At 67.3% G+C, this 12,225-nt stretch carries 12 protein-coding genes; 6 read left to right on the plus strand and 6 right to left on the minus strand.

Translation table 11 applies throughout. The features are described 5' to 3' along the window. Positions 1–12: 12 nt before the first annotated feature. From EV137_RS18920 to EV137_RS18940, 5 genes are read right to left on the minus strand one after another with little or no spacing between them, the layout of a single operon-like run. The gene (locus EV137_RS18920; RefSeq protein WP_134130190.1) at positions 13–768 is read right to left on the minus strand and encodes a sugar phosphate isomerase/epimerase family protein; all 756 of its coding nucleotides are present in this window, start codon (positions 766–768) and stop codon (positions 13–15) included. 15 nt (positions 769–783) lie between these two features. Then, positions 784–1,599: a sugar phosphate isomerase/epimerase family protein gene (locus EV137_RS18925; RefSeq protein ID WP_134130191.1), complete on the minus strand. Its 816-nt coding sequence runs from the start codon at positions 1,597–1,599 to the stop codon at positions 784–786. Continuing rightward, entirely contained in the window at positions 1,596–2,762 is a 1,167-nt protein-coding gene (locus EV137_RS18930) for a dihydrodipicolinate synthase family protein (RefSeq protein WP_134130192.1), read from the minus strand. The genes EV137_RS18925 and EV137_RS18930 overlap by 4 nt, the downstream gene beginning before the upstream one ends. After that, positions 2,762–3,922, minus strand: a complete 1,161-nt coding sequence (locus EV137_RS18935; protein WP_134130193.1) for a Gfo/Idh/MocA family protein — start codon at positions 3,920–3,922, stop codon at positions 2,762–2,764. The genes EV137_RS18930 and EV137_RS18935 overlap by 1 nt, the downstream gene beginning before the upstream one ends. Next, on the minus strand, positions 3,919–4,668 hold the full coding sequence (locus EV137_RS18940) for a cupin domain-containing protein (protein WP_134130194.1): 750 nt from the start codon (positions 4,666–4,668) through the stop codon (positions 3,919–3,921). The genes EV137_RS18935 and EV137_RS18940 overlap by 4 nt, the downstream gene beginning before the upstream one ends. A 200-nt stretch (positions 4,669–4,868) precedes the next feature. On the opposite strand from EV137_RS18940, the gene EV137_RS18945 reads away from it, so the two are divergent. Then, on the plus strand, positions 4,869–5,723 hold the full coding sequence (locus EV137_RS18945) for a hypothetical protein (RefSeq protein WP_134130195.1): 855 nt from the start codon (positions 4,869–4,871) through the stop codon (positions 5,721–5,723). Here the strand turns inward: EV137_RS18945 and EV137_RS18950 are convergent. Next, positions 5,710–7,128, minus strand: a complete 1,419-nt coding sequence (locus EV137_RS18950; protein ID WP_134130196.1) for an FGGY family carbohydrate kinase — start codon at positions 7,126–7,128, stop codon at positions 5,710–5,712. The genes EV137_RS18945 and EV137_RS18950 overlap by 14 nt on opposite strands. A 116-nt stretch (positions 7,129–7,244) precedes the next feature. Here EV137_RS18950 and EV137_RS18955 point away from each other — a divergent pair, with 116 nt between their 5' ends. From EV137_RS18955 to EV137_RS18975, 5 genes are read left to right on the plus strand one after another with little or no spacing between them, the layout of a single operon-like run. Continuing rightward, positions 7,245–8,138: a nucleoside hydrolase gene (locus EV137_RS18955; protein ID WP_134002170.1), complete on the plus strand. Its 894-nt coding sequence runs from the start codon at positions 7,245–7,247 to the stop codon at positions 8,136–8,138. Beyond that, positions 8,135–9,430: an ABC transporter substrate-binding protein gene (locus tag EV137_RS18960; protein WP_134002172.1), complete on the plus strand. Its 1,296-nt coding sequence runs from the start codon at positions 8,135–8,137 to the stop codon at positions 9,428–9,430. Before EV137_RS18955 ends, EV137_RS18960 begins: the two co-directional genes overlap by 4 nt. 2 nt (positions 9,431–9,432) lie before the next feature. Continuing rightward, the gene (locus EV137_RS18965) at positions 9,433–10,332 is read left to right on the plus strand and encodes a carbohydrate ABC transporter permease (RefSeq protein WP_134130197.1); all 900 of its coding nucleotides are present in this window, start codon (positions 9,433–9,435) and stop codon (positions 10,330–10,332) included. Further along, a complete protein-coding gene (locus EV137_RS18970; RefSeq protein WP_134130198.1) occupies positions 10,329–11,216 on the plus strand; it encodes a carbohydrate ABC transporter permease in 888 nt (295 codons plus the stop codon). The genes EV137_RS18965 and EV137_RS18970 overlap by 4 nt, the downstream gene beginning before the upstream one ends. Positions 11,217–11,226: 10 nt before the next feature. Then, positions 11,227–12,222: a sugar phosphate isomerase/epimerase family protein gene (locus EV137_RS18975; protein ID WP_134130199.1), complete on the plus strand. Its 996-nt coding sequence runs from the start codon at positions 11,227–11,229 to the stop codon at positions 12,220–12,222. The last annotated feature ends 3 nt before the right edge of the window (positions 12,223–12,225 follow it).

The raw sequence follows: 12,225 nt of genomic DNA on the forward strand, positions 1-12,225 counted from the left end.
TTGTCACAGGACTCAGTACCGGAGTTCGGTCAGTCCGCGGTAGCTGCGCTCGGCCGAGTGCCAGGCGTCCGTGGGTTTGTCGTGCTCGACCAGATACTGCTCCACGCCCCCCGACTCCGCGTGCGCGAACATCGCGCCGAAGTCGAGTTTTCCGGCTCCGACGTCCTCCCAGGACCCGTCCTCGGCCATGTCCTTGACGTGCAGCGCCGGGAACCGGCCCGGGTGCTCCTGGAACAGCTTCGCCGGGTCGTGCCCGCCGTCGACCGCCCAGTACAGGTCCAGCTCGAACCCGAGCAGCTCCGGGTCCACGTCCAGCAGGATGTCGTACAGCACCTGCCCGTCGACCTCGTCGAAGTCCCGGCCGTGGTTGTGGAACAGCAGCTTCAGCCCGGCGTCCCGCGCCGCCTTCCCGGCCTCGGTGAACGCGGCCGCGGCGGTCTTGAAGCCCTCGACCGAGTGCAGCTCGGACGGAATCGACGGTACGACGGCCCACTGCGCCCCGAGCGTCTGTACGTCGGCCAGCGCGCCGGCCCAGTCGTCGCTCATCCGCGCGTACCCGACATGCTCCAGCACGATCGACAGCTCGGCGTCGTCCGCGAACCCACGGATCTCCGCCGCGGTGTGGTCGAACCGCCCACTCACCCCCACCGTGCGGTACCCGATCCCGGCGAGCCGCTTCAGCGTCCCCGGATAGTCCTCGGCCAGCACATCTCGCATCGTGTAGAGGTGCATCCCGATTCCGTCGGCAGGAATGGTCCGGTCAGTCATACAGGCAGCTCCTTGTCAGAGGACGTGTTCCTGATACCTCGCCAGCGCCAGGTCGAAGACCTCCTGTCCCGGCGCGTCCCACAGTTGCTGGTTGAAGATCTCGACCTCGATCGGTCCGTCGTACCCGGCCGCGTCGCAGGCCTCGCGGAGCCGGCGCAGCTCGATCGAACCGTCGCCCATCATGCCGCGCCCGAGCAGCGTGTCCTCGGGCAGCGGGACCACCCAGTCGCTGACCTGGTACGACACGATCCGCTCGCCGGCCCGCTCGATCTGCCGGTACACATCCGCGTCCCACCACAGGTGGTAGGCGTCCACGATCACACCGACCTGCGACGCCGGGAACTGCTCCGCCAGGTCGAGCGCGCCGCCCAGCGACGACACCACGCACCGGTCCGAGCAGAACATCGGGTGCAGCGCCTCGACTGCCAGCGTGACACCGCGTTCTTCGGCGTACGGCGCCAGCTCGGCGATCCCGTCGCGCACCATGCCGCGGGCGCCGTCGAGGTCACGTGATCCGGGCGGCAGTCCACCGCTGACGAGGATGAGCACCGACGTACCGACCGTCGCGGCCTCGTCGATCGCGCGCCGGTTGTCCTCGATCTTCGCCTTCCGCTCGACCGCGTCGGTCGACGTGAAGAAGCCGCTACGGCACAACGACGAGACCTTCAGGCCGGCGTCCGCGACCAGACGAGCGGCCTTGTCGACGCCGTACTCCTGGATCGGCTCGCGCCACAGCCCGATCCACTCCAGACCGGCCTTCGCACTCGCTGCGACGACGTCCTCGAGCGGCCAGTACTTCGTGGTCGCCTGGTTGAGGCTGTACCTGTTCACGCGTCGATCCCACTCACGCGCAACAGCTGCCGGAACCGATCGACGGCCAGCTCGGGATTCGTCAGTACGCCGGCCTGGTCCGCGAGCCGGAACGTGTCCGCGAGATGCGGCAGCGACCGTCCCGTCTGCAGGCCACCGACCATCGTGAACCCGGGCTGGAACCCGTTGAGCCAAGCCAGGAAGGCGATGCCGGTCTTGTAGTAGTACGTCGGCGCGGAGAAGATCTGACGGGCCAATGGGACCGTCGGCGCGAACACGTTCTCGTACGTCTCCAGGTCACCGTCGTCCAGAGCCTTGAGCGCAGCTGCTGCCGCCGGAGCGATCGCGGCGAAGATGCCGAGCAGTGCGTCGCTGTGCCGTTCGCCGTCACCGCGGATCAGTTCGGGGTAGTTGAAGTCGTCCCCGGTGTAGAGCCGGACGCCCTCGGGGAGGCGGTTGCGCAGGGCAACTTCCTTCGAGGCGTCGAGGAGCGAGATCTTGATGCCGTCGACCTTTGACACGTTGTCGTTGATCAGCTCGACCACGGTGTCCGCTGCCGCGTCCACCGAGGCGCTTCCCCAGTAGCCTTCGAGCGCGGGATCGAACATCGAGCCCAGCCAGTGCAGGATGACCGGTCGGGTCGACTGCGTGAGTAGACGGTCGTACACCTTGCGGTAGTCGTCGGGGGATTCGGCTGCAGCACACAACGCACGACTGGCCATCATGATCGGCTGCGCCTCGGCCGCCTCCGCGACGGCGAGCTGCTCCTCGTAGGCGGAGATCACGTCTTCGAGCGAATGCTTGCCGGGGGCAAGCTGATCGGTTCCCGCGCCGACCGCGATCCGGCCGTCGGGTGCCTCGGCCGCCGAGCGGCGGATCAGTTCCTGCGTGGCCTTCCAGTCGAGGCCCATCCCACGTTGCGCGGTGTCCATCGCCTCCGCGACCGACAGCCCGAGCGACCACAGGTGCCGCCGGAACTCCAGCGTGTGCTCCCAGTCGATCACGGCAGGCGCACCCGGCGAGTTGTCACCCAACGGATCCGCAACCACATGCGCCGCCGCGAACGCCAACCGCGAGCTCGCCGGGGAATAGGTGCCTTGAGCAACCGGCTGACCGATGAGGCGATACTTCTCCAGTCCGCCGGAGGCGGTGGGATCAGCCGGGAGGCGGAGCTCCAGGGCCATCAGTTGGTCCCGAGGTCGAGGGCGGGCACCTCGAGCTTGCGACCTTCGTGCCAGGACTTGAGGCCGAGCTCGGCCAGCTGGACGCCCTTGGCGGCCTCGGCGAAGTCCCAGGTGAACGGGGTGCCGTCGACCACGTGCCGCAGGAACATCTCCCACTGGACCTTGAACCCGTTGTCCATCGGCTCGTTGTCCGGCACCGTCGCCCACTGGTCGCGGAACTTCTCGGTGACCGGGAGGTCCGGGTTCCACACCGGCTTCGGCGTCGCGGACCGGTGCTGGGCGCGGCAGTTCCGCAGGCCGGCGACCGCGGACCCCTCGGTCCCGTCGACGTGGAACTCGACCAGCTCGTCGCGGAACACCCGCGTGGCCCAGGACGAGTTCAGCTGCGCGACGATCCCGCCCTCGAGCTCGAACACGCCGTACGCCGCATCGTCCGCAGTGGCGGTGTACTTGTCGCCGTTCTCGTCGACCCGGGTCGGGATGTGCGTCGCGCCCTGGCAGTACACCGACTTGACCTCGCCGAACAGCTGGTCGAGCACGTACCGCCAGTGGCAGAACATGTCCAGGATGATGCCGCCGCCTTCTTCGGACTTGTAGTTCCAGGACGGCCGCTGCGCCTCCTGCCAGTCGCCCTCGAAGACCCAGTAGCCGAACTCGCCGCGGACCGAGAGGATCCGGCCGAAGAACCCGCCGTCGATCAGCCGCTTCAGCTTCCGCAGGCCGGGCAGCGACAGCTTGTCCATCACCACGCCGTTCTTCAGGCCGGAGTCGAGGACCAGCTTGGCCAGGTCAACGGCCGCGTCCAGGCTCTCGGCGATCGGCTTCTCGCAATAGATCGCCTTGCCGGCCTCGACCGCGGCCCGGACGCCCTTCTCGCGCAGCTGGGTGAGCTGCGAGTCGAAGTAGATCTCCACGTCCGGCGCGGCCAGCGCCTCGGCCAGGTCGGTGGTGTACCGCTCCAGGCCGTACTGTTCGGCGATCCGGCGCAGCTTCAGCTCGTTGCGCCCGACCAGGATCGGTTCGGGGATGATCATCGTGCCGTCCGCGGCGGGGATTCCGCCCTGCTGCCGGATCGCCACGATGGAGCGCTCGAGGTGCTGGCGCAGGCCCATCCGGCCGGTGACGCCGTTCATCACGATGCCGATGCGTCGCTCGTTCACAGTCTTACCTCTCGCGCTTGAGTGTCATAAACATCGAGGCGGCCGCACATGCCGTGCCGGCCGAGCTCGGTGGGGGCGGGGAGTCGATGGAGCTCGGCGGACTGCAGGTGCGGCGCGGTGCCGGCCTCCAGAGCGTCCAGCGCGGCACCGGTCTCGTCCGCGAGTCGGCGGGCGCCGTCTTCCCACCGCTTCCGCCAGTCCGCAAGTTGCGGCTGCACGATCTGGATCGCCGCCGCGAAGAAGTCGTCCAGCGCCGCGGGTCCTTCCGCCTCGTACCGTTCCCGCAGTACGGCGTACCCCTGCAGCGCGAGGTCGCGCCGGGCCATCGCGGACGCCGTACGGTCCTCGCCCTCACCGGTGAGGGTGGTTGCTCGCAGGTATGTCTCGCGGTCGGTGAGGTGCTCGGGCGGCAACGTCAGGACGGCGTCGCCGGCCTCGGGGAGTCCGGAGTTGGACATCAGCGTGAGGATCTGCAGACCGCCGCCGTTGACCAGCCGGTGGATCGTGCCCGGGTCGAACCAGACCACGGTTCCTGCCTGCAGCGGGGTCTCGGTGTAACCCTTCGTGTTCAGGGTCTGTACGGCGCCGGTGCCGGCAACCACGTAATACCCCTCGGAGCAGGCCAGGTGCACATGCGGCGTACCGCCGACCAGGCCGTCGGGAGCCTCGATGTCGTACACCGTCAGCTTCGAGATGCCGATACCGCCCGGCAGCGCCACGGCCGGTCCGGGCTCGAACTCACACATGTGCGCCTCCCTTCGAGCCTTGGAAAGGGCTTTCCGCAGCTTGTGACCGTAACCATAGGTGGGCGAAAACCTCCCGTCAACCTGTAACGGAAAGCGATCTCCACCACCCGGGTGGAACGGCTGTGAGGTTGGCTACGTCGTAGCCCGTCAACAAGACAAACGCCCTCCGGCCACGGTGCCGGACTCTTGCGGAGGTGGTCATGGCCGAAAGGATCAGTAGACGGCAGGCTCTGTTGCTCGGGGGTCGTGCGCTGGCCGGCGCGGCTACGCTCGGTTCGGTGGCCGCCGCCCAGTCGGCATCAGCGGCTCGACCGGCGGATGTGGCGTCGAGAGCTGCGGCCGGGACCGGGTGGTTCCGGCTGCCGATGGTGACGGCCAATATCGGGCGTAAGCACCTCGGTGCCCGGGAGGCGGCGATTCGGGCGGTCCGCGGTGGCGATCCGGGGTACCGGCCGTTCGTCGGCTGGCAGGAAATCGGTGAGGGTGACTCGGGTGAGGTGCCGATGATCACGCGGCACTTCGGGAGCAAGTACCACAACGCGTTCCTGCGCGACCCCAAGTCCTTCCGGGTGCCGATCTCGGTGCCGGCGCCGTGGCAGATCGTGAACTCGAAGCGGACCTTCGTCCACGGCGGCATCGCCAACGTGACCCCGCCGCGCTTCATCAACGAGGTGGTCGTCGAGCACACCGCCCACCCAGGGCTGAAGTTCGCCCTGATCAACTCGCACTACATCGCCGGCGCCTACAACGGCAACAACAACCCGACCCTGCGCGACGAGTGGCAGCTGCACAAGAAGCTCCACCGCGAGCGCGTGATGGCCCACCACGACAACGGTCACCTGGTGATCTGGACCGCGGACACCAACAACCCCGGCTACGACCGGGCGACCGGTCAGGACGCCGAGCACAAGGTGTATGCCCACGGCATCGACCGCATCAACTGGCTGCCCGGCGACGGCTCGGTCCGGCTCGATCTGGTCGGGACGAAGACGATCCCGATGAGCGTCGACGGCCACGACGCCCGGCTGGCTGTGTTCCGGATCAAGCTGGCCTGACGCGCACCGAGGCGACCGCCTGGGCCCACTCGGCTCGGCGCCGGCCACGATCGCCGGCGTCGGGTTCGGGCTCGAACGTCCGGAAGGACCGCTTTCCGGCCCAGCCGGTCGTCTCCCCGAGTGTGGTCCAGGCCAGCTCGGCCACACCGAGGGCAGAGATCTCGGGTATGTCGGCAGCCTCGACGGGATGGCCGAGCAGATCCGCCTGCGTCTGCATGAGGAGGGCGGACACCGTCGCGCCGCCGTCCGCGCGCAGACTGCTGAGCGTGCCGGGGATGGTGTCCGTGATGTCGCAGATCTGGTGAGCGACCGCGTCAACCGCCGCCCGCGCGATGTGCGCCCGCGTGGTCGAACTGCTCATCCCGGTCAGTGCCGCCCGCGCTTCGCGATCCCAGTGCGGCGCCCCGAGCCCCGCGAAGGCCGGCACCAGTACGACGCCCTCGGCCGACGGGACAGTCGCCGCGAGCGCCGTCAGCGCGCCGACATTCGGCAGGCCGAGGAGGTCGGCCGTCCAGGCGAGCGCGGCCCCGGACGACACGATGTTCCCTTCCAGCGCGTACATCGGCCGATCGGTCAGCCAGGCGAGCGTGCACCCGCTCGGCACGAAACCGTCCACCGGCGTCATCACCGACGAGCCGGTCCCGTACGTCGCCTTGGCCATCCCTGCCTGCGTGCAGCCCTGCCCGTACATCGCCGCATGTGAGTCCGCCAGCACGGCCACGATCGGGATGCCGTCGGCCAGTCCCGGTACGTCTTTCGTGACTCCGAAGCCGGCGTTCGACGGCCGTACGTCGGGGAGCGCTGCCAGGGGCACGTTGAACGCTTCGAGTAGTTCCGTCGACCAGTCGAGCTCGAGTGTGTCGTAAAGCAAGGTCCGGGAGGCGTTGCCGGCCTCGGTCAGGTGCTCCTGGCAACCAGTCAGTCGATGGATCAACCAGGCGTCGACGGTACCGACGTACGCGTCGGACCGGTCGAGGAGCCAGCGCATCTTGGGCGCGGAGAACATCGCGTCCACGCGCAGTCCGGTGCGTCGGCGGACCAGGTCGTCGACGGACGAGGGGAGTTGGGCGCACCACTCGGCGGTTCGTACGTCCTGCCAGCCGAGAACGGGGCCAACCGGTTCGCCCGACCGGTCCCAGCCCACGACGGATTCGCGCTGGGTGGAGAGCGCCACGGCGACGACCTCGACCGCCGCGGAGGAAGACGAGGCGGTGGTCAGGCAGGTGGTGATCGCTGTCAGGACGCTCTGCCACAGGTCGGTCGCGTCTTGTTCGACCCAGCCTGGGCGCGGGGTGGACAGGCCGACCGGGGCGGAGGCGGTGGCGAGGACGTGGCCGGCGGCGGTGACCAGGGCGGCTTTGGAGTTGGTCGTGCCCTGGTCGACCGCCAGTACCGCCTGGACCATCGCCCCTCCAAGTTTCAACTGAGCTCTTGACGTGACTCTAGCCGCGTGGTGACACTCATGGCGACAGGCTATGCACTACTGAATATCTATTCGTCGCCAAAGCCGGAGGAGAGCGCGTGAGGCCGACCAGACGCCGGGTGATCATCAATACCGATGCCAAGAACGAGGCGGACGACCAGTTCGCGATCGTGCACGGGCTGCTGTCGCCGACCTTCGACGTCCGCGGCCTGATCCCCGCGCACTTCGGCACCCGCCGATCGGACCGCAGTATGGAGGAGTCCCGCGAGGAGATCGACCTGCTGCTGGACCTGATGGACCTGACCGGCCAGGTCACGGTCGCGAACGGCGCCGCCACCGGCATCCCGGACGAGCAGACTCCGCTCGACTCGCCCGGCGCGCAGTTGATCATCGAGGAGTCCAAGCTGGCCTCCGAGGGTGACCCGCTGTTCGTGTCGTTCCTCGGCCCGCTCACCGACATGGCGTCGGCGATCCTGCTCGACCCGGAGCTCGTGCACCGGAACGTGATCGTGGTCTGGATCGGCGGTCGCGGTTACAACGGCTACGCGGCCGACCACCGGATGGAGTTCAACCTGTCCAACGACATCCACGCCGCCAACGTGGTGTTCGGCTCCGGGATCACGGTCTGGCAGGTCCCGAGCGACGTCTACACCAAGGTCTCGGTCAGCTACGCCGAGCTCGAGGAGAAGATCGGCGACGCCGGTCCGCTGGGCAAGTACCTCATCGAGCAGCTGATCGAGTGGAACGCGACGTACCACGGCGAGCCGATCGAGTCCCGCTCCCTCGGCGACTCGCCTGCCATCTCCCTGATGCTCTACCCGCACAGCGGCAACTTCCGGACCCGTCCGGCGCCGCGCTTCGGTGTCGACGGCTGGTACCTGCCCGGCACCGACAACCCCATCCAGGTCTGCGAGCAGGTCGATGTCCGCTTCCTGCTGGAGGACATGTTCGCCAAGATCCGCCGTTTTGCCCGCCAAAGGAGCACCTCATGAGCACGTTCAGCCGCCGTGGCTTCCTCGGTCTCACGTCCGCCGCCGCACTCGGCGCCGGTCTGTCCGCCTGCACGGGCGGTGGTACGTCGACCAGCAGTGGCGGCGCCACCGGCGCGGCCTCGAACGACCTGCGCGTCTTCACCTACGAAGGCGACGAGACCATCGGCCTGTTCAAGGCGCAGCTGAAGAAGTTCGACCAGCAGGCCGGTACGACGACCACCGTCGAGAGCCTGCCCGGATCGGGTGCCGCGGTCTACCCGGACAAGCTCCGGACCCAGCTGCTCGGCGGCAAGGGACCGGACATCTGGCGGATCTGGGGCGGTCAGATCGGTAGTCCGTTCGCGAAGGCGAAGCAGGTGCTCGACCTGGCGCCGTACTACCAGAAGTACGGGTGGGACAGCTCGATCAACAAGCAGGCGATCGAGGGGATGACCTTCGAAGGCATGAAGGCCGGGCTGCCGTTGCTGTCGCTCGGTCTCGGGGCCTGGTACAACAAGTCGCTGTTCGCCAAGGCCGGCGTCAGCGCGCCACCGAAGAGCTATGCCGAGCTGGAGGAGGTCAACGACAAGCTGGTCGCCGTCGGCGTCACGCCGTGTGGCCTGGGCGGAAAGTACGGCTGGGACATCATGCGGCTGTTCGAGTACCTGCTCGAGCACACCGCCGGGCCGGAGCTGCACGACAAGCTGCTGACCGGTGACGAGAGCTGGGACCGGCCGGAGGTGGTCGAGGCGTTCACGCTCTTCAAGAAGTGGCAGGACAAGAAGTGGCTGCCGCAGGGTGCGCTGGGCCTGGACCCGTCCGACGTCGAACCGTGGTACGTGCAGGGCAAGACGGCGTACACCATCGTCGGCCCCTGGACGGAGGCCGCCGCCATCCTGTCCGCGAAGAAGAGCCCGTCGGGCTTCGGCAACTTCGAGCTGCCGACCGACAAGACACCCGCCCGGCACTCCGGGTTCGTCGAGGGCTACATGATCAACGCCAAGGCGAGCAACCCGGACAAGGCGGCCGAACTGCTGGACTTCCTGGCCAAGCCGGAGACCCAGAAGGCGTTGCAGATCACCGCGTCGACCGTCAAGGGTGCCGAGCCGGACCCGAAGTCGCTGCCGCTGTCGGCCGAGTGGGCGCAGAAGTACGGCAGCAATCCGTTCTACACGATCCAGGACCAGGCGTTCCCGAAGAAGCAGGCGGATCAGTACTTCAGCGTGCAGAGTGACCTGCTGCAGGGCTCGGTCAAGCCGGACGCAGCGGCGAAGAAGATGCAGGAGATCGTCTCGGCCTGGGCGAAGAGCTGAGCATGGCAACGACTGTCGCGCTCTCCAAACCCAAACGTGGTGGCCGCTGGTCCCCGTGGCTGTTCGCGCTGCCTGCGCTCATCGTGTACGTCGGGTTCCTGGTGTACCCGGCGGTGTCGTCGCTGTGGTTCAGCCTGACCAACTGGGACGGACTGAGCGCGACGTACAAGTTCGTCGGCCTGGACAACTACTTCAAGCTGCCCAGTGACCCGGTCGTCGTGACCGCGGTGAAGAACAACCTGATCTGGACCGTGGTCACGATCGCCGTACCGACCGTCATCGGTCTGCTGCTGGCGATCGCGCTGAACGGGAAGGTGCACGGCAAGCCGATCCTGCGGCTGATCTTCTACACCCCGGCCGTCCTGCCGCTCGTGTCCATCGCGAGTATCTGGGGCTGGCTGTACAACCCGCAGTACGGCGCGATCAACTCGTTCCTCAGGCTGCTCGGGCTCGACGGACTCGCCCAGCCCTGGCTCGGGCAGGACTCGACTGCGCTCTGGGCCGTGATGGTGCCGGCGATCTGGTTGCGGACCGGCTTCCCGATGTTGCTCTATCTGGCCGCGTTGCAGGGCATTCCGAACGAGCTCTACGAGGCGGCGACCGTCGACGGAGCGACGAAATGGCAGCAGTTCTGGCATGTCACGATGCCGAGCCTGCGGCCGGCGCACTACATCGTGCTGGCGCTGTCCCTGATCGATTCGTTCAAGGTCTTCGACATGATCTACGCGATGACGTACGGCGGCCCGGGTACGTCGACGCAGGTGATGGGAACGTGGATGTACTTCAACGTCTTCCAGTACTACCAGGCCGGCTACGGCACCGCGATCGCCGTCGTGATCACCCTTGTGGCCATCGCAGTCGGCATCCCGTACGTACGCTCCCAGACAAGGGAGGCCTCATGACGCTGACGGCTCCGGTTCGGGTCGACGTGTCGATCGAGTCCGCTGAGCCCGCGAAGGCTCCTAGGACGAAGCGTGGTCTGGTCATAACGCTGGTCCTCATCGTGATCGCACTGTTCTGGATTTCGCCGCTGGCGCTGCTGGTGATCACCGCCGTTCGCCCGCTGTCCGACTTCATCGGGAACGGGCCGCTGTCCTGGCCCGCGGACTTCACCTGGAAGAACTTCTCGGACGCGTGGGGGATCGGCAACTTCGCCACGACGTACAAGAACAGCGCGATCCTGGCGCTGATCAAGGTGCCGCTCGGGGTGCTGGTGTCGGCGATGCTCGGCTTCGCGCTGGCCAAGCTGCGGATGAAGTTCCGCCGGACGGTGATGTTCACGGTGTTCCTCGGGCTGACCATCCCGATCTACATCACGATCGTCCCGGTCTTCATCATGATGCGCTCGGCCGGTGCGACCGACAGCATCTTCGGGCTGATCGGGCCGTACCTGGCGTTCGGCATCCCGTTCGAGGTGCTGGTGCTGCAGTCGTTCTTCCGGCAGCTCCCGGACGAGATCATCGAGGCCGCCCGGGTGGACGGCGCCGGTGACTGGCGGGTGTTCTTCACGATGATCCTGCCGCTCTCGGTCCCGGCCCTGGTGACCGTGGCGATCCTGGACGCGGTCGCGACCTGGAACGAGTTCCTGTTCGCGCTGATCCTGCTGAACTCGGACGCGCACAAGACCATCCCGGTCGGGCTGCTGAACTTCCAGGGCCAGTTCGCCAACAACAACACTGGTCTCGCGGCAGGCATCCTGATCGCCGTGGTGCCGATCCTCATTGCTTACACCTTGCTTCAGCGTTGGATCGTCGGCGGACTCACCGCCGGTTCTCTCAAGGGTTAGGACACAAGATATGACTGACATGCCGGTCTTCGGCGCAGGGATCTGGCACTTCGCGACGTACAAGGACCGCTATGCCACTGACGGGTACGGCGAGCCCGTCGGACTGCTCGAGCAGATCGACCGCGCCGGTGCGGTCGGCGACCTGTCCGTCGTCGACCTGAACTGGCCGTTCGCCGGGTACGACGGGACGCTCGACGAGGTGAAGGCCGCGCTGCAGCGGAACAACCTGAAGGCGATCGCGATCACGCCGGAGATCTACACCCGCGACTTCGTCAAGGGCTCGCTGACCAACCCGGACCCCGGCGTCCGCAAGCAGGCGCTGGAGCTGTTGCACCAGGCAACCGAACTCGCCAAGGACCTGGGCTGCTCGTACGTGAAGCTGTGGCCGGGGCAGGACGGCTGGGACTACCCGTTCCAGGTCAACTACCACGACATCTGGAACCTGGCGCTGGACGGCCTGAAGGAACTGGTGTCCGCGCATCCGGACATCAACTTCGTGATCGAGTACAAGCCGCGCGAGCCGCGGGTGAAGATCATCTTCCCGAACGTCGCCCGCACGCTGCTCGGCATCGAGAAGATCGGCCTGCCGAACCTGGGCATCCTGCTCGACTTCGGCCACTCGCTGTACGGCCAGGAGACACCGGCCGACGCAGCGCAGCTGGCGATCGACTACGGCCGGCTGTTCGCGATCGACGTCAACGACAACCTGCGCGGCTGGGACGACGACATGGTGGTCGGCTCGGTGCACCTGGTCGAGACGTTCGAGTTCTTCCACACGCTACGGAAGAACAACTGGGAGGGCGTCTGGCAGCTCGACCAGTTCCCGTTCCGCGAGGACAGCGTCCAGGCCGCGAAGCAGGCGATCACGTTCCTCAAGGCGATCCACCACGCGCTCGACGTACTGGACGACGAAGCCCTCGCTGCCGCGCAGGCCTCGCACGACGCGCTCGCCGCGCAGAGGCTGGTCCAGAAGGTGCTGCTGAGTTCGATGGCTGGATTGGAGTGAGGG

This window comes from Kribbella pratensis, assembly GCF_004366075.1.
In the GTDB taxonomy this organism is placed as follows: Bacteria; Actinomycetota; Actinomycetes; order Propionibacteriales; family Kribbellaceae; genus Kribbella; species Kribbella pratensis.